Raw genomic sequence first — 16,885 nt, 5'->3', positions numbered from 1 at the left:
ATGCGCGTACTAGTTATAATTTTGCGTAAAAAAACACATGTGTTAAGTAAGTTAACTTGCTCGTGTTAGAAAACCTAACATAAAGTTCTTGATTACTAAGAGTTTTTAGAATATAATTTTCTTATTGTTAGGAAGAGGGGGCAATGCAATTATGGATTTTTTAGCTAAGGTAATTGGGGATATAAATAATGTCCTTTGGTCATATATCATTATTGCGATGTTAATTGGGTTAGGACTTTACTTTTCATTTCGTGTGAAATTTGTCCAAGTTCGTTACTTCGGTGAAATGATTCGATTGCTTGGGGATGGGGCGAGTTCGAAAACGAGGAAAGCACAAAAAGAGAAGAGTGGTGTATCATCATTCCAGGCTTTTTGTATGAGTACAGCTTCTCGTGTAGGTACTGGTAACTTAGCTGGTGTAGCTATTGCAATTTCAGCAGGTGGTCCAGGAGCAGTATTTTGGATGTGGTTAATCGCGGTAATTGGGGGTGCTTCTGCATTTGTCGAGAGCACATTAGCGCAAATTTATAAAGTGAAAGATGGGAATACGTTCCGTGGTGGTCCAGCGTATTATATGGAAAAGGGTTTAAATAAGCGCTGGCTTGGAGCTATTTTCTCTGTATTAATAACAGTAAGTTTCGGATTAATTTTTAACGCTGTACAATCTAATACTGTAGCAGCTGCTTTTGATGGGGCATTCAAAACAGATAGTAGATTAGTAGGTCTTGTAATGGCTGGTTTACTTGCAGTTATTATTTTTGGCGGAGTAAAGCGAATTGCACGCGCGGTTGAAATGATTGTTCCAGTGATGGCGATTATTTATGTAGCAGTAGCATTATTCGTTGTTGTAACAAACATTACGGCAATTCCGTATGTATTTAAAGAAATTTTCTTACATGCTTTCGGAATTAAAGAAGTAGTGGGCGGGGGATTAGGTGCTGCGATTTTATTAGGGGTAAAACGCGGATTATTCTCAAATGAAGCAGGTATGGGTAGTGCGCCGAACGCAGCTGCGACTGCAAACGTAACGCACCCAGTTAAACAAGGTTTCATTCAAACTTTAGGGGTATTTACAGATACATTATTAATTTGTAGTTGTACAGCATTTATCATTCTTTTATCAGATGTGCATAATGCAGCTGATTTAAATGGTATTCAATTAACGCAACAAGCATTAAGTCAACATATCGGACCGTGGGCATCTATATTTGTAGCAGTTGCAATCTTCTTGTTTGCATTTAGTTCATTAGTAGGTAACTACTACTATGGTGAGACGAATATTGAATTCTTAAATGGAAGTAAAGTGCTATTAACAGCTTACCGCATTGCTGTACTTGGTATGGTTATGTTAGGGTCTGTCGCAACAATTCAAATCGTTTGGGATTTAGCAGATCTATTCATGGGTATTATGGCTGTTATTAACTTAGTTGCAATCGTATTCCTTTCTAAGTATGCTTTTGCAGCATTATCAGATTACGTAAAGCAAAAGAAACAAGGGAAAGATCCAGTCTTCTATGCAAATTCTATTCCAGGTCTGAAAAATACAGAGTGCTGGGAAGAGCAAGTAGCAGATAAAGAAAAAGCGGTATAATGGAATGGGCATCAAGTGAAACTTGATGCCCATTTTTTTGTTTTATTCAGCTATTTGCAGATAGTAAAAGACGAACATTAATAGATGTTTTATAATAAAATGTAATTTTTTTAAAGAAAAGTGCGGATATGAGTTGTGATTTATGTTAGAATGGAAAATGCCTTTGAAACAAGAGGTTTTATGATTTTTCCTATCCGATTGAAGGTTTTGAAGGAGAAATGGAAAGTTCGGATTATTTCTCGTTTTGAGTGGTCAGACGTTCAACGTTAATGAAGAGTTAAATGGAGGATTTTATTAATGAAGTTTGTTATGTTTCTTGTAGGATTACTCGTTGTATTTGTACTCGGTTTTCTTATAAGCTCCGATCGAAAGAAGATTAAGTATAAACCAATCGCAATTATGCTTGTTATTCAGCTAGCACTATCTTATTTCTTATTAAATACGCAAGTTGGTTATATTTTAGTAAAAGGAATTTCAGATGGATTTGGCGCGCTTCTTGGATATGCGGAAGCTGGAATCGTTTTCGTATTTGGTGGTCTTGTTAATAAAGGAGAGGTTTCATTCTTCTTAACAGCGTTATTACCAATCGTATTCTTTGCCGTTTTAATCGGAATTCTACAACACTTTAAAATTTTACCGATATTTATTCGTGCTATTGGTACTTTGTTAAGTAAAGTAAATGGTCTAGGAAAACTAGAATCATATAACGCAGTAGCAGCTGCTATTGTTGGGCAAGCGGAAGTATTTATTACAGTAAAAGATCAATTAAGTAAAATCCCAAAACATCGTTTATATACATTATGTGCATCTTCCATGTCGACAGTATCAATGTCAATCGTCGGTTCTTACATGAAAATGATCGAACCAAAATATGTAGTAACAGCACTTGTATTAAATTTATTTAGTGGTTTCATTATTATTCATATTATTAACCCGTACGATATTACAGAAGAAGAAGATACACTGAATTTAGAAAATAAGAAAAAACAGTCATTCTTTGAAATGCTGAGCGAGTACATTATGCTTGGTTTTACAATCGCGATTACAGTAGCAGCGATGTTACTTGGTTTCGTAGCATTAATTACAGCAATTAATAGCTTGTTTGATTCCATGTTCGGTATTACATTCCAAGCTATTTTGGGATACATTTTCTCACCATTAGCATTCGTAATGGGTATCCCGCAAGCAGAGATGGTAACAGCAGGACAAATTATGGCAACGAAATTAGTATCAAACGAATTTGTTGCGATGCTTGATCTTGGAAAAGTAGCGGGTGATTTATCAACTCGTACAGTTGGAATTCTTTCTGTGTTCCTTGTATCATTTGCGAACTTCTCATCTATCGGCATTATTGCAGGGGCAACGAAAGGTATCGATGAAAATCAATCAAATGTTGTATCATCATTCGGTCTACGCCTTGTGTACGGTGCGACATTAGTAAGTATTTTATCAGCGATTATCGTTGGTGTTATGTTATAAAAAAGATGGTCCTAGCTCATAGTTAGGGCTGTTTTTTTATGGTAAATTTGCATAGAAAAACCAATTAATTAGGAATATATTAACATATAAAAATCTTTTTAAATTTATATTGCTTTTCAGTTAGATAACGCTTACAATTTGATTTGTAGGTGGTATCAATTTCAGACTTTCAAGTATGGTAGGAGAGAAGAGGCTACCTTTAATAAATTGCAATTTATGTAAACGCTTACTGATTTTAGATAACAGTTGAATAGTATTTAGGGGTTTTAAATTTTTTTAACATCAATGGTCAGACGTCATTCGTTATACGACCAATAACTCGTGGGAGAAGTGGAGGATTCACATATGAAAATAGTAATGTTTCTAGTCGGTTTACTTGTAGTATTTGTACTAGGTTTCCTTATCAGTTCAGATCGTAAGAAAATTAAATATAAACCAATTGCACTTATGCTTGTCATTCAATTGGTACTTGCATATTTCTTACTAAATACAAAGGTCGGATTTGTATTAGTAAAAGGAATTGCAGATGGGTTTGGCGCTATTTTAAAATTTGCGGAAGCAGGGGTTAATTTCGTATTTGGTGGTCTAGCAAATGATGGACAAGCACCATTCTTCTTAACAGTATTATTACCAATTATTTTCTTAGCAGTATTAATTGGGATCTTACAACATATTAAAATTTTACCGATTATCATTCGTGCAGTCGGTTTCCTATTAAGTAAAGTGAACGGTTTAGGAAAACTAGAATCATATAATGCAGTAGCAGCTGCGATTGTTGGTCAAGGGGAAGTATTCATTACAGTAAAAGATCAATTAAGCAAATTACCGAAAAATCGTTTATACACACTTTGTGCATCTTCCATGTCAACAGTATCGATGTCAATCGTCGGTTCTTACATGAAAATGATTGATCCAAAATATGTAGTAACAGCACTTGTATTAAACTTATTTAGTGGATTCATTATCGTTCATATTATTAATCCATATGACGTGAAAGAAGAAGACGACATTTTAGAATTACAAGAAGATAAAAAGCAAACATTCTTTGAAATGTTAGGCGAATATATTATGCTTGGTTTCTCTATCGCTGTAACAGTAGCGGCGATGTTAATTGGTTTCGTAGCATTAATTACAGCAATTAATGGTGTGTTCGATTCAATTTTCGGAATCACATTCCAAAGCATTTTAGGATACATTTTCTCACCATTAGCATTCGTAATGGGTATCCCAACATCAGAGATGCTAACAGCAGGACAAATTATGGCAACGAAATTAGTAACGAACGAATTCGTTGCAATGCTTGACCTTGGTAAAGTAGCTGGTGATTTATCAGCTCGTACAGTAGGTATTTTATCTATCTTCCTTGTATCATTTGCGAACTTCTCATCTATTGGAATTATCGCAGGTGCAACGAAGAGTATCGATGGCAAACAAGCAAACGTTGTATCATCATTCGGCTTAAAACTTGTATACGGTGCAACATTAGTAAGTATATTATCAGCGGTTATCGTTGGGGTTATGCTTTAAGAATAAGAAAAGCAATGAGCGTATGGGCTCATTGCTTTTTTTCGTTTAGCTTGCTTTATCTAAGTTTCTTTTAAAACGTGGTTTCTCCAAATAAGTTCCAAGCCTCCATATATATTCAATAGGCCCCATTCGGTATTTCCGCAGCCAATATGTGCTAGCAAATAATTGAATTGTATAGATTACAATCGTTAAAAGAATACCGAAGAAATATCCTATTTTTCCGAATAAGCCAAAACCGTATGCATAAAAAATTGTTGTTGCGATAATGGACTGGGCTAAGTAATTACTAACCGACATTTTTCCCATATTGGCCATGTATGTTAGTAGACGGGTTGCTTTTTTGTAATGGAATAATAAAATAATTGTGCTTCCGTAAAAGAAGGTCATGGTTACTGGTGTAAGGCCATCTTGTAACATAATTAAAATTGGATGCTTTACGAACATGGCTAAGATTTTAATTGTAAAAGAGAAAATACCAGTGATAAGCCAAATCTTTTTGATAGAAGGTATGTGTTTATCAATCTCAAATAGCCAGCCCTTTTTTCCTACATACATTCCGAGTAAGAAAAGTGGGGACATAAAAATTATTGCGAAAATTGATATGAAAACTAGTCCGAAGAAACCGTTAATCCCAATATAATCGAAAGGACTTTCAGTTAACCTAAAGTTGACATGATCCATATAGCTTCCAGTTTCATGAACTTTATGCTCTTTTTCAATATAAGGAGCAAAATCATTAATATTTGTATTTGGATCAGTTTGATAAGACATAAGTGTAATGAGTGCGAGTAGAATAGTTGCCCAAATCAATAATGTTTTTGGTTTTCTATTTATAAACATCATTAAGAAAATCCCGATAAGTCCGTATGCAAATAAAATATCTCCGGACCAAATAAAGGTACCGTGAATGAAACCTAGTAGTAAAAGAATGCTAATACGTCTTATATATGTGGGGAAAAACTTTTTTCCTTTTGCGATAATACTTTTTTGTAACAAAATAATGCTAAGCCCAAATAAAAAAGAGAATAGGGAAATGAAATTTTGTGTGCCGAAAAATTGAATAAACCAATTAGCACTTTCATCGAGTTTTCCGAAAATATAAGTGGGTTTTTCATTAGCGAATAACCCGAATTGAATTAATGTTATATTAACAAGTAAAATGCCAAATAAAGCGAAACCACGAATTGCATCAACAGCTTCTACACGTTGATTCATTTTTTCTCTCCTCACATATTGTTTTATCCAGCATTAACGAGCAGTAAGACTCCCACCTCAAAATTTGCCGGGGGCAAAGAGATTAGGTGGGAGTCTTACTGCCTGTAAAGACCCGATTAGTTCAACTAATAATCCGTGGTGGATGAACGCCCCCCACGGACCAAAGTTTCACTTTATATTGAAAATAATACCATTTTTTAACTAGTTCTATGTCAAATGCTAGGAATTTTAAGGTGATTTTAAGATAGAAAGCAAATAAAAAAATCACCTTAATCCATTCATTAAGGTGATTGAAATACTACTCAGCTGGAGGCGTAAATGTACGTTTCTCTAATTCAGCATCTAGCATAAATAATGCGTTTGAATCGCTTGTAATACGTTTTAATTTTTGGATGATGCTATCGAATGAAGCTTCTTCTTCTACTTGCTCATCGACGAACCATTTTAAGAATGTAATTGTTGCGTGTTCACGCTCATCCCAAGCGATATCAGATAAGTTGTAAATACGTTTCGTTACTTCACGCTCATGCTCAAGTGCCACTTCAAAAGCATTCAGTACAGATTCATATTCGTTATTCGGATTATCAAATCCAGTAATAATAGCGCGCTCACCGCGGTCATTAATGTAGTTGTAAAGCTTCATTGCGTGGAAACGTTCTTCTTCAGCTTGTACAAGGAAAAAGTTAGCGAATCCATCATAGCTCTCCGCCGTACAGTAAGCAGCCATCGCCATATAAGCGTGGGCAGAGTAAAATTCAAAGTTCATTTGATCGTTTAGTGCGTCGTGCAATTTTTTAGATAACATAAAATCCCCCTTAGTATTGTGACAAGAATATTATACCATAATTGATAATATTCTCATTTGGATGTCTCGAACCTTTTCGAAAGCTTTGTGACGTGTGCGTCCATAATGTCTTGTAAGTCTAAATCATATTTTTGCGAAAGAATAATAAGGTTAGATAGTACATCACCAAGTTCTTCTTTTAGTTCTTGTTTTAGCTCTTCTTCTGTTTTCGCGTCTTCATCAGGACGATCACGACCGATTTCAATTGCGCGAACAACGCGTGAAACTTCCCCAACTTCCTCTGTTAAGAAATTTAAGCGAATAAAAGCATTATACTGTGACCAGCTTCGTTTTTCGTAAAATTCCTCCACCCATCTTTGAAATGCGACGATATCCATTTCTTTCTCATCCCCTCAATATGTTGTACAATGTTCATTGTATCATAACAATATATAGTTTTGGGGTGTAAGGATGAGAAAGATTTGTGTGTTTGCAGGTTCCAACTTAGGGGAGAGACCAGAGTTCAAAGAGCAGGCAATAGCGTTAGGAAAAATGTTTGTTGAGAACGAGTATGAGCTTGTATACGGTGGTTCTTGCGTCGGATTAATGGGAGAAGTAGCAAACGAAGTTCTTCGCTTAGGTGGCCGTGTAACAGGTGTTATGCCGCGCGGTCTATTTCGAGGAGAAATCGTTCATACAGGGTTAACAGAATTAATTGAAGTAGAAACGATGCATGAACGTAAAGCGAAAATGGCAGAGCTTGCGGATGCTTTCATCGCACTGCCAGGCGGATATGGAACGTTTGAAGAGCTATTTGAAGCAGTATGTTGGTCACAAATTGGTATACATAATAAGCCAGTTGGTTTATTGAACATAAAAGATTTTTATGGACCAATTTTGCAAATGGTTGAACGCGCAGCGGAAGAGGGATTTATGAATCCATCGAATAAAGAGTTAATCGTTGCCGCTGAGACGGCAGATGCACTCATTCATAAGATACAAAATTACGAGCGTCCTGTTTTAGGAACGAAGTGGAAGCAGTTATCATAATACAATTGTATAGATATTTTTGGAAACACATGTCATTTTATCTTGAAAAGGCATGTGTTTTTAATTTGGTTAAATATGTTAATGTTAAGGTGTAATGTTTTGGGAAAAGGAGAAATAAATGGAGGAGTTCGTATTTTTAAGGCCGGTTTTTAAATGTATTTTAGCAGCATCTATTCTTGTTATGCTAATTATTTCAACACAGAAGAAAGAGCGAATTAATGAATTTTCGCTTTGGTTTATTTCGATATTGTGTATCGGTGTTTCTGCGATTACGTTGTTTATGATTGGGTTTATCGTTGATGAGTATAATTTAAGTGGAGATCCACAATCGTTTTGTATGTTTATTGCGATTGGTTGTATTAGCGGTTTGAATTTTATTATTTATTATAGACGGCAATAAAAGAAGGCATTCCGTATTACTTTGGAATGCCTTTATCATTTTGATTACTTTGTTTTTTATACAAGTACCAGCCACCCCAGCCGCCACCAATTGCTAAGACAATGAGGAAAGCATAGTCTTTAACCTCGATACGTATATTGAAAATATTAGCTATAAGTAAGACAATCCCAACTGTTATTAACGCAAAAAATGCTCTAATTAAGTAGTCTTTCAACTGAACCACTCCCGCCATTTAAGTAGTAAATGATGAATATGGAAAAGCTTTTTTGGATCTATTTTACTAAAGGGTGTTACCTATATTTTAGCATAAAAGAGATTGTAATATATTGATGAAAGTGGGGGATGGGGAGGTGCTCATATTGTCGTGATTTGTCGGTAAGTCGATATAATTGAAAAATCGCTGATATATTGGATGAAATCGCTGATATAAATTTCATGTACCAACAAAAGCGACCATTTCATAGAAAAAAGCGACTCTGAGCAAGCCGCTTCCGCTTTTTGTATTATCCAGCTCCAGCGGCTAGAACAGTCGGTTGTTTCACTCCTTCATTCGAGGCAAAAAGCGCATCGTAATCAGGAGTTCCAACACCCTCCTGTTCTGAACGAGCCGCTTCCGCTTTAAATGATATCCAGCTCCAGCGGCTAGAATCTCCGGTCATTTCGCTCTCTCGCTCGAAGCAAAAAGCGCTTCAAGGTCGAGAGCTCCAATGCCCTGCGATTCTGAGCAAGCCGCTTCCGCTTTAAAGTCTATTATTGATTCAAGAACGCGCGTAGCATCCAAGCGTGTTTTTCTAGTTCTGTGTAGATGCCTAGTAGTAGGTCAGATGTCATTTCGTCGTCAGAGTCTTGAGCGATTTCCATGCCTTTTTTCAGTTCGACTAGCATCATTTCGTAGTCTTTCATGATTGCTTCGACCATCCCTTCTGCAGTTTCTCCGTATGCTGCTTCTTGAATAGAAGATATTTCTAAGTATTCTTTCATTGTTGCTACTGGTTTGCCGCCAATTGCTAAAATACGTTCTGCAATTTCATCGATGTGAGTAGCTGATTCTGTGTAAAGTTCTTCGAATTTCTCATGTAATGTGAAGAATTGAGGTCCTTTTACGTACCAATGGAAGTTGTGTAATTTTGTGAATAAAACGCTCCAGTCTGCTACTTGTTTGTTTAATACTTCGATTACTTGTTTGTTCATTATGATCAATCTCCTTTTGAGTTGTTATGTGATATCAATTACTAATTTATAATAATTATAATGTAGTAATTCGTATAAATCAACCCTTTTGTTGGAATTAATTTGAACAAATTATGAACTGTTGTACATAAAAATCCCTATTACGTTGAAGTAATAGGGATTTTGTTTGATATATAGCTGTTGTTCTAAACGAGCTGCTTCCGCTTTTAGGTGATATCCAGCTTCAGCGGCTAGAATGTTCGGTGGCTTCGCTTTTTCCTGCGAGGCAAAGAGCGCCTCTACGTCAAAAGCTCCATCCCCCTCACATTCTGAGCAAGCCGCTTCCGCTTTTATTTGTTACACAGCCTTCTGTTTTTCTTCTACATCCTGTCCATCCCAGCACTCTGTATTTTGTAAGCCAGGGATAGAGCTTGCAATGAAAACAGGATCTTTTCCTTGTTTCTTTTGCTTCATATAGTCTACTAATGCTGCATAGGCGAATTTGCTTAGGAATGAGATGGCAATTAAGTTTGTCAATACCATTAGTCCCATGAATAAATCAGCTAAGCTCCAAACTGTTTGAAGGGCAGCGATTGATCCGAAGAATACCATTCCGACAACTGCAACGCGATAAATCATTAACCATGTTTTGCTTTCTTTAATAAATGCGATGTTTGTTTCACCATAATAGTAGTTTCCTAGTAAAGAACTGAACGCGAATAGGAAAATAATAATTGCTAAGAAAGTACTTGCCCATGGTCCGATTTGTGAACTTAATGCATTTTGTGTTAATTCGATACCTTGTAAATTTGTTCCTTTGTAAAGTCCAGAGCATAATACGATAAATGCTGTTGATGTACATACTAAGAACGTGTCTACGAAAACACCTAATGCTTGAACAAGTCCTTGTTTAACAGGGTGAGATACATCTGATGTTGCGGCTGCGTTAGGAGAGCTACCCATACCTGCTTCTGTTGCGAATAGACCGCGCTGAATTCCGAACTTAATTGCTGCTCCAATACCACCAGCGATAGCTTGGTCTAAGCCGAATGCACCATTAAATATTTCCATAAAAATGCTTGGTAACATAGTAAAGTTGTTAATAACAACAAAAATAGCCACACCAATATAAATGATTGCCATTGGAGGAACAATCATTTCCGTAATACGTGAAATGCTCTTAATACCACCGAAAATAATAACTGCAACTAATAAAGCTAATAGAGCTCCTACGATCGTTCGCTCTAGTCCAAAAGCATTTTCAAATGCTATTGTTACTGTGTTTGCTTGTACAGAGTTGAAAATTAATCCGTACGCAACTGTAATAAGAAGTGAGAACCAAACACCCATCCAGCGTTTGTTTAATCCTTTTTCCATATAATATGCTGGGCCGCCACGGAATCTGCTTCCATCTTTTACTTTATAAATTTGCGCGAGCGTACATTCTACGAAACTAGTAGCTGCTCCAAGGATAGCGATAAACCACATCCAAAATACTGCGCCAGGTCCGCCCATTGAGATAGCTAATGCTACACCAGCTAAGTTTCCGATACCGATACGTGCAGCTGCACTTAAGCAAAATGCCTGGAACGGGGAGATACTATCTTTCTTTTTTTCTTTTCGATTAAATCCTTTACTAATTAAACCGACCATCTCACCGAAATGAGTAATTTGGACAAACTTCAATTTAAAAGAGAAATAAAGACCGAAGCCGATTAGCATTGCAATAAGAATATATGACCATAAAATATTATTCGTTACCTCAAGGAATCTGCTAAAGATATCAACCATATAATACACTTCCTTTTTTCCGTAATAAGAAAATTATATGCAAAAAATATACGAGAATCAATTTTTCTAAAAAATTATGTTACTTAAAGTTATTTTATGTTATGATTATGTTACATCGTAATATTTTTAGAATTATTTACATTTTAAAAAACTAAATGTAAAGCGAGAAAGAGGGGATGATTTGAAAGAAGAAACTTTATGGAAAGTAAGCCTTAAGAGTTTGAAAATGAGAAGTAATATATTTTTTATCATTACATCTTTAAGTATCTTTTTAGGAGCCACTTATTATTACAATAAAAGATTTCCAAATCATAGGTATCCTGAATGGTTAGAGTTTCTAAAGTTGATTGGATGAATAAAAGACAGAAAAACAGAAAATTTAAATAAAAATGTTGTGGAGGAGCTAAATATGAATATTAGAGAAAGTGAACTTCCAGGTATTGGTTATAAGTTTCAAATCGTTACGAAAGGTAACGAGAAGATGGTGATTGTTATTCATGATGACGGGCGTAGAGAAATGTATCATTTTGATTCAGACCATGAAGAAAGTATCTCAAGTATTTCATTACGTGACTCAGAGGCGAGACAAATTGCAGCAATATTAGGTGGAATGGTGTATAAACCTAGAGCATTAGAAAATGTTGAAATGGTCTTTGAAGGTTTAGCGATTGAGTGGTTTAAAGTAGAGAATGCAGCGCCAGCAATTGGAAAAACAATTGGTGATCTTGAAATAAGAAAAAACTATAGCGTAACGATTATTGCAGTTATGAAAAAGAATATGAAAAAGCTATTTAATCCAGGACCAGAAACAGTAATTGAGGCAGGCGATATGCTTGTAGTTTCAGGCGAGAGAGAAGAAATTAAAAAAATTATTAATGAGTTACTTTCGAATAGGGGGACTGACTAGATGGATACGTTAATTTTTGAAGTGGGTACAGCGTTAGTATTAGTTGCAATTGCGGCAGTAATTGCTGGAAAGTTTAAATTCTCAGTCATTCCGTTTCTAATTGTTCTTGGAATGTTAGTGGGGCCACACGCGCCGACAATTGGTGTGATCGATTTCAAATTTATTGAAAGTGCAAGTGTCATTTCCTTCCTTGGACGGATTGGCGTTCTGTTTCTTCTGTTCTATCTAGGACTAGAATTTTCGATGAAAAAACTAATTAAATCTGGACGTTCTATTGCGATTGGCGGAACGATCTATATTTTAATTAACTTTTCACTTGGGTTATTGTACGGATTTATAATGGGATTCCCTTTACTAGAAATCTTAATTATTGCGGGGATTATTACGATTTCTTCTAGCGCTATTGTTGCAAAGGTGTTAGTGGATTTAAGAAGAACTGGTAATAATGAGACCGAATTAATTTTAGGAATTATCATGTTCGAAGATATATTCCTGGCTGTATATTTATCAGTCGTTTCTGGATTAGTTCTAGGGGATCACGCTTCATTCTTGGGTGCCCTTACTTCAATTGGAATTGCTTTAGGATATATGCTTCTATTCTTTATTGTAGCTAGAAAGGCGACGCCGTTATTAAATAAATTGCTCAATATTAGTTCGGATGAAATTTTCATTATTGTAGTATTTGCTTCATTATTCTTTATTGCAGGATTCTCGGAAACAATTCACGTTGCTGAAGCAATTGGAGCACTTCTTTTAGGGTTAGTTTTCTCTGAGACAGAGCATAGTGACAGAATTGAACATCTCGTTGTTCCATTTAGAGATTTTTTCGGAGCTATTTTCTTCTTCAGTTTCGGATTAAGCATTGATCCGTTCTCACTGGGCGGAGCGATATGGTTAACGTTAGGTGCTGTCCTTCTTACAATCATCGGAAACTTTATAGCAGGGATGATTGCAGGACGACAAGCTGGATTATCTCATAAAGCGTCAACAAATATTGGATTAACAATCGTTTCAAGAGGAGAATTTTCCATCATTATGGCCAATATCGGTATCGCTGGTGGTTTAATGTCAGTCTTGAAGCCATTCTCAGCACTATACGTGCTTATACTATCTATCTTAGGTCCACTTCTGACAAAAGAGTCAAAAAATGTATATAAATTTTTAAATAAAATCTTTAAGTGGGATACGAAGACTAACTAAATTAAAAAAATAAAAGTAAAAGATATGTATGAAAAAGTGATTACGGAAAAGGAATCTATGACGACATAGATTCCTTTTTGATTGGCATTTTTTCAAGGATGAAAGAATACGTTTAATATTTACCATATTGTGGCATACATATAGAAAAAGGTGCTTGGAAAGGGGAATAAAGAGAAATGGAACTCCAGTTTCAAAATGTATATCAACAAGTGGAGAATTGGTATGTGTTGGATTCGGAGCTTCCTTGGGATGTCAAAAGGCTTAGAGACGATTTATTTTCACTGATTGAAGTCTGTAAAACACCGGTTATTTTTTGTGATACGTGTGATGTGAATCATGTCCTTTTATCACTAGGAGAAGAAGAAGAGGAATTTTTATTCCCGGTAGGTGGTTTTTATCATAAAGAAAAACAATTAATTTTTATTTGTATGTGGGAAGAGTATGAGCAAGTCCTTAAAACACTACTGCATGAATTTCGTCATGCAATGCAGCATAAGAGCGAAGTATTGTATGTGGGAAGTGAATTGTACGAAGATAGATGGATTGAGAAAGATGCGAGAAAGTTCGCGGAGAGGAAGCTGGATGAATATAAAAATAGAAAGTTAATGTAAAGCATAGTGGAGAAATGACGCTGTGCTTTCTTTGTTTCTTACTAAAAATAAGTAATTGACTTTTATAAAGTTTAGTTCTAAACTAATGGTATAAAACGAGCGAGGTGATGAAATGAAAACAGAAGATAGACTAGGTTTACTACTATGGTTTCGTTTATCACGTTTTTATAATAAAAGTATTCGTGAGACGAATCAGCATTTGAAAGAATGGAATGTATCTGCCGCGCAGTTTGATGTACTAGCTCAAGTTGGAGGGCATGATCGTTTAACGCAGCAAGAGCTTGGAAATAAGCTATTTGTTACGAAAGGAAATATCACGCAGCTTTTGAATAAAATGGAGCAACTCGAGTGGATTCGTCGTGAACAAGAAGGTACTACAAAATATATTTCGTTAACAGAAAAGGGAAGAGCTTTATATGAAGAAATCGTCCCGCCTCAAGAAACATTCCAAGCGGAGCAGTTTCAAAATTTAAACGTAGAAGAACAACATCAATTACTACAATTACTAAAAAAGTTATAGTGAGAAAAATTTTAAAATAAATCTCGAACTCGAGATAATATGAGGTGAAGGGTATGTTTAGAAAAGTTGATCATAAAAATATGGGAAGAGCAAATCACGGTTGGTTAAATACACATTTTCATTTTTCATTTGCAAATTATTATAATCCTAATAACATGAACTTTGGTGCATTACGTGTAATTAATGATGACCTAGTAGCACCGCAAACTGGTTTTGATATGCATCCACACCGCGATATGGAAATCATTTCGTATGTTGTAGACGGTGCTTTAACACATGAAGATAGCATGGGGAACCGCGGAACAATTGAGCGAGGACATGTTCAATATATGAGTGCTGGCACAGGTGTATTTCATAGTGAGCATAATTTAGGAAATGAAACACTACGTTTATTACAGATTTGGATTTTACCAGACCGTGCAGATCATAAGCCAAACTATGGTGAATTTAAATTTGATTGGAGTAAGCGTGAAAACGAATGGTTCCATATGGTATCTCCATTAGAAGGAGAGGCTCCAATTCAAATTCATCAAGATGCGAATTTATATTCTTTATCGTTAGAAGCAGGAAAAGAAATTCATTTTCCTGTGAAAGAAGGTCGTCAGTTGTATGTTGTTCAAATTGAAGGAAGTAGTGTAATCAATGGTGAGACACTTGTTATGCGTGATGCGGCAGAAGCGATTGAAGAAGATATTCATATTGAAGCGAAAGAGCAATCACACTATTTAGCAATTGAATTGAAAAAGCAATAAAATGTTTATAAAAAAGAGGACGTCCGATAGGATGTCCTCTTTTTTTGAGTGGAATTGTCAGAAAAAACTTTCTCAAATTATGGAAAAAGGTATTAGCTAAAAAAATAAGAATTGTATAAAAGTGTCAAAAATCTTTAGGGAATGGGGAATGTTATAGTGAAAAAGCAAGTCATTTCATCAGCATTAGCGTTAACTGTTATCGCCGGGGGATTTGGAACATTTGGAGCAACGACAACGAAAGCGGAAGAACAAAAAATTCAATACCATCAAGAATTTAAAACGCCTGCATACATAGGTGAAGAATGGAAAGCACCGGAAGGACTAGATAAAAAAGAAACGGTCTTTCAATATTTAGAGAGTAAGAAAGATATGTTCAAATTAGCAGGAAATATTGATAAACACTTTAATGTCGTTGGGGAAGAAAAAGATGCTGAATCCGGTACAACACACGTGAAGCTAGTTGAGAAACATAATAACATTCCTGTGTACGGTTCAGATCAAACAGTTACACTAGATAAAGAGAATAATGTAAAAGCATTCTTCGGACAAGTTATTCCGAATTTAGAGGATAAAAATATTCCTGAGTTTGCAAGTATTAGCGCGGAACAAGCAGAAACGATTGCAAAGGCAGATATTGAAAAAGAAGTTGGTAAAGTAAAGAATTATGACGGTGTGAAAAAAGATTTATATGTGTATGAAAAAGATGGAAATTACTATCTTGCATACTTAGTGAAAGCATCGATTTCAAAGCCAGCTCCAGGGTATTGGCATTATTTTGTTGATGCGACAAATGGAAATGTGATTGAGAAATATAACGCTGTAGATAACATTACTGGATTTGGTTACGGAGTATTAGGTGCTAGACAATCATTTGAAATTGCTCAAGATACGAAAACAGGACAATTCAACTTATTTGATGGTAAGCGAGGACAAGGTATTCATACATTTGACGCAGAAAATATGGATGAAAACTTGTTTAATTTATTCTCGCAATGGCTTGGATATACAGGAGAAGAAGTTGAAAGTAAATCTAAGTTCTTCGAAGATAAAGCGGCAGTTGATGCGCATGTAAATGCAGGGAAAGTATATGATTACTATAAAAAGACATTTAATCGTAACTCTTTCGATGATAAAGGTGCGAAGCTAATTTCTACTGTTCACGTTGGAGAAAGCTGGAATAACGCAGCTTGGAACGGTGTGCAAATGATGTATGGTGATGGCGATGGTAAAACATTCATTCCATTATCTGCTGGACTAGATGTTATCGGTCACGAATTAACGCATGCTGTCACTGAGCATACAGCAAATCTTGTTTATAAAAATGAGCCGGGTGCGTTAAATGAATCGTTATCTGATATTATGGGTGTTATGGTTGAGAAGAAGAGCTGGGATTTAGGTGCTGACATTTATACACCTGGTAAACCTGGTGATGCACTTCGTTCATTGAAAGATCCAGCGTCTATTCCAAACCCATTAAAACCAGGTGAAGGTTACCCAGATCATTACAATAAACGCTACACTGGAACAGCTGATAATGGCGGCGTTCATATTAACAGTAGCATTAACAATAAAGCTGCATACTTAGTATCTGAAGGCGGGGAGCATTACGGCGTGAAAGTAACAGGAGTAGGCCGTGAAGCGACAGAAAAAATTTATTACCGTGCTCTTACGAAATATTTAACTGCAAACTCTGACTTTAAGATGATGCGTCAAGCAGCACTTCAGTCAGCTGAAGATTTATATGGTAAAAACTCTAAAGCTGTACAAGCTGTAACGAAAGCTTATGATGCAGTAGGCGTAAAATAATAAGAGAAAAAGACCTGACTAGGATGTCAGGTCTTTCTTTATCCCGCTTTTATGGGCAGTGGGGATGAGGAACCCCCCACTG

General features: G+C 35.8%; 18 protein-coding genes. 11 read left to right on the top strand and 7 right to left on the bottom strand.

Annotated elements, in window-relative coordinates; translation table 11 throughout:
- Positions 1 to 151: 151 nt before the first annotated feature.
- The 3 genes from MR070_RS23700 (at position 152) to MR070_RS23690 (ending at position 4,597) form a co-directional block, all read left to right on the top strand.
- The gene (locus MR070_RS23700) at positions 152 to 1,591 is read left to right on the top strand and encodes an alanine/glycine:cation symporter family protein (RefSeq protein ID WP_000346385.1); all 1,440 of its coding nucleotides are present in this window, start codon (positions 152 to 154) and stop codon (positions 1,589 to 1,591) included.
- 297 nt (positions 1,592 to 1,888) lie between these two features.
- Complete coding sequence (locus MR070_RS23695) at positions 1,889 to 3,070, top strand: NupC/NupG family nucleoside CNT transporter (protein WP_242262103.1); 1,182 nt, start codon at positions 1,889 to 1,891, stop codon at positions 3,068 to 3,070.
- Positions 3,071 to 3,415: 345 nt separating this feature from the next.
- Entirely contained in the window at positions 3,416 to 4,597 is a 1,182-nt protein-coding gene (locus MR070_RS23690) for a NupC/NupG family nucleoside CNT transporter (protein ID WP_000706846.1), read from the top strand.
- A 45-nt stretch (positions 4,598 to 4,642) separates the two neighbouring features.
- Here the strand turns inward: MR070_RS23690 and MR070_RS23685 are convergent, their stop codons facing one another.
- From MR070_RS23685 to MR070_RS23675, 3 genes are all read right to left on the bottom strand, one after another.
- Positions 4,643 to 5,812: a DUF418 domain-containing protein gene (locus tag MR070_RS23685; RefSeq protein WP_242262102.1), complete on the bottom strand. Its 1,170-nt coding sequence runs from the start codon at positions 5,810 to 5,812 to the stop codon at positions 4,643 to 4,645.
- A gap of 298 nt (positions 5,813 to 6,110) precedes the next feature.
- Complete coding sequence (locus MR070_RS23680; protein ID WP_000949392.1) at positions 6,111 to 6,617, bottom strand: ferritin; 507 nt, start codon at positions 6,615 to 6,617, stop codon at positions 6,111 to 6,113.
- Between the two features lie 53 nt (positions 6,618 to 6,670).
- Positions 6,671 to 6,994 (bottom strand): MazG nucleotide pyrophosphohydrolase domain-containing protein, encoded by a 324-nt coding sequence (locus MR070_RS23675; RefSeq protein WP_000355748.1) that lies wholly within the window; start codon positions 6,992 to 6,994, stop codon positions 6,671 to 6,673.
- Between the two features lie 73 nt (positions 6,995 to 7,067).
- On the opposite strand from MR070_RS23675, the gene MR070_RS23670 reads away from it, so the two are divergent.
- The gene (locus tag MR070_RS23670; RefSeq protein ID WP_001225732.1) at positions 7,068 to 7,646 is read left to right on the top strand and encodes an LOG family protein; all 579 of its coding nucleotides are present in this window, start codon (positions 7,068 to 7,070) and stop codon (positions 7,644 to 7,646) included.
- Positions 7,647 to 7,764: 118 nt separating this feature from the next.
- Positions 7,765 to 8,046 (top strand): hypothetical protein, encoded by a 282-nt coding sequence (locus MR070_RS23665; RefSeq protein WP_000390888.1) that lies wholly within the window; start codon positions 7,765 to 7,767, stop codon positions 8,044 to 8,046.
- 16 nt (positions 8,047 to 8,062) lie between these two features.
- On the opposite strand, the gene MR070_RS23660 is transcribed toward MR070_RS23665, so the two are convergent.
- The 4 genes from MR070_RS23660 to MR070_RS23645 all read right to left on the bottom strand — a co-directional run bounded on the left by MR070_RS23660 (position 8,063) and on the right by MR070_RS23645 (position 11,007).
- On the bottom strand, positions 8,063 to 8,260 hold the full coding sequence (locus tag MR070_RS23660) for a hypothetical protein (RefSeq protein WP_000656318.1): 198 nt from the start codon (positions 8,258 to 8,260) through the stop codon (positions 8,063 to 8,065).
- 289 nt (positions 8,261 to 8,549) lie between these two features.
- Positions 8,550 to 8,705: a hypothetical protein gene (locus tag MR070_RS23655; RefSeq protein ID WP_242262101.1), complete on the bottom strand. Its 156-nt coding sequence runs from the start codon at positions 8,703 to 8,705 to the stop codon at positions 8,550 to 8,552.
- Positions 8,706 to 8,796: 91 nt separating this feature from the next.
- Positions 8,797 to 9,237: a Dps family protein gene (locus MR070_RS23650; protein ID WP_001041889.1), complete on the bottom strand. Its 441-nt coding sequence runs from the start codon at positions 9,235 to 9,237 to the stop codon at positions 8,797 to 8,799.
- Between the two features lie 336 nt (positions 9,238 to 9,573).
- Complete coding sequence (locus tag MR070_RS23645) at positions 9,574 to 11,007, bottom strand: alanine/glycine:cation symporter family protein (protein WP_000227569.1); 1,434 nt, start codon at positions 11,005 to 11,007, stop codon at positions 9,574 to 9,576.
- Between the two features lie 409 nt (positions 11,008 to 11,416).
- On the opposite strand from MR070_RS23645, the gene MR070_RS23640 reads away from it, so the two are divergent.
- The 6 genes from MR070_RS23640 to nprB all read left to right on the top strand — a co-directional run bounded on the left by MR070_RS23640 (position 11,417) and on the right by nprB (position 16,803).
- Positions 11,417 to 11,914 carry a cation:proton antiporter regulatory subunit gene (locus tag MR070_RS23640; protein ID WP_001026066.1) on the top strand — a complete coding sequence of 166 codons (498 nt, stop codon included), beginning with the start codon at positions 11,417 to 11,419 and terminating at the stop codon, positions 11,912 to 11,914.
- Positions 11,915 to 13,114, top strand: a complete 1,200-nt coding sequence (locus MR070_RS23635; protein WP_000380215.1) for a cation:proton antiporter — start codon at positions 11,915 to 11,917, stop codon at positions 13,112 to 13,114.
- Positions 13,115 to 13,290: 176 nt separating this feature from the next.
- The gene (locus MR070_RS23630; protein WP_113712212.1) at positions 13,291 to 13,725 is read left to right on the top strand and encodes a DUF3920 family protein; all 435 of its coding nucleotides are present in this window, start codon (positions 13,291 to 13,293) and stop codon (positions 13,723 to 13,725) included.
- A gap of 112 nt (positions 13,726 to 13,837) precedes the next feature.
- Complete coding sequence (locus MR070_RS23625; protein ID WP_242262100.1) at positions 13,838 to 14,245, top strand: MarR family winged helix-turn-helix transcriptional regulator; 408 nt, start codon at positions 13,838 to 13,840, stop codon at positions 14,243 to 14,245.
- A 53-nt stretch (positions 14,246 to 14,298) separates the two neighbouring features.
- Complete coding sequence (locus tag MR070_RS23620) at positions 14,299 to 14,997, top strand: pirin family protein (protein ID WP_000488941.1); 699 nt, start codon at positions 14,299 to 14,301, stop codon at positions 14,995 to 14,997.
- A 156-nt stretch (positions 14,998 to 15,153) separates the two neighbouring features.
- Positions 15,154 to 16,803, top strand: coding sequence for a neutral protease NprB (gene nprB / locus MR070_RS23615; protein WP_242262099.1), 1,650 nt, complete (start codon positions 15,154 to 15,156; stop codon positions 16,801 to 16,803).
- The last annotated feature ends 82 nt before the right edge of the window (positions 16,804 to 16,885 follow it).

Source organism: Bacillus cereus group sp. BfR-BA-01453 (assembly GCF_022662915.1).
Lineage (GTDB): Bacteria > Bacillota > Bacilli > Bacillales > Bacillaceae_G > Bacillus_A > Bacillus_A paranthracis.
This window is presented reverse-complemented; position numbering and strand designations above follow the sequence as displayed.

Bases quoted from the DNA above. Each gene is read 5' to 3' on its own strand.
- MR070_RS23655 (WP_242262101.1), bottom strand. From the start codon at position 8,705: ATGACCGGAGATTCTAGCCGCTGGAGCTGGATATCATTTAAAGCGGAA.
- MR070_RS23670 (WP_001225732.1), top strand. From the start codon at position 7,068: ATGAGAAAGATTTGTGTGTTTGCAGGTTCCAACTTAGGGGAGAGACCA.
- MR070_RS23700 (WP_000346385.1), top strand. From the start codon at position 152: ATGGATTTTTTAGCTAAGGTAATTGGGGATATAAATAATGTCCTTTGG.
- MR070_RS23650 (WP_001041889.1), bottom strand. From the start codon at position 9,237: ATGAACAAACAAGTAATCGAAGTATTAAACAAACAAGTAGCAGACTGG.
- MR070_RS23685 (WP_242262102.1), bottom strand. From the start codon at position 5,812: ATGAATCAACGTGTAGAAGCTGTTGATGCAATTCGTGGTTTCGCTTTA.
- MR070_RS23665 (WP_000390888.1), top strand. From the start codon at position 7,765: ATGGAGGAGTTCGTATTTTTAAGGCCGGTTTTTAAATGTATTTTAGCA.
- MR070_RS23680 (WP_000949392.1), bottom strand. From the start codon at position 6,617: ATGTTATCTAAAAAATTGCACGACGCACTAAACGATCAAATGAACTTT.
- MR070_RS23620 (WP_000488941.1), top strand. From the start codon at position 14,299: ATGTTTAGAAAAGTTGATCATAAAAATATGGGAAGAGCAAATCACGGT.
- MR070_RS23645 (WP_000227569.1), bottom strand. From the start codon at position 11,007: ATGGTTGATATCTTTAGCAGATTCCTTGAGGTAACGAATAATATTTTA.
- MR070_RS23640 (WP_001026066.1), top strand. From the start codon at position 11,417: ATGAATATTAGAGAAAGTGAACTTCCAGGTATTGGTTATAAGTTTCAA.
- MR070_RS23675 (WP_000355748.1), bottom strand. From the start codon at position 6,994: ATGGATATCGTCGCATTTCAAAGATGGGTGGAGGAATTTTACGAAAAA.
- MR070_RS23695 (WP_242262103.1), top strand. From the start codon at position 1,889: ATGAAGTTTGTTATGTTTCTTGTAGGATTACTCGTTGTATTTGTACTC.
- MR070_RS23635 (WP_000380215.1), top strand. From the start codon at position 11,915: ATGGATACGTTAATTTTTGAAGTGGGTACAGCGTTAGTATTAGTTGCA.
- MR070_RS23690 (WP_000706846.1), top strand. From the start codon at position 3,416: ATGAAAATAGTAATGTTTCTAGTCGGTTTACTTGTAGTATTTGTACTA.
- MR070_RS23625 (WP_242262100.1), top strand. From the start codon at position 13,838: ATGAAAACAGAAGATAGACTAGGTTTACTACTATGGTTTCGTTTATCA.
- MR070_RS23630 (WP_113712212.1), top strand. From the start codon at position 13,291: ATGGAACTCCAGTTTCAAAATGTATATCAACAAGTGGAGAATTGGTAT.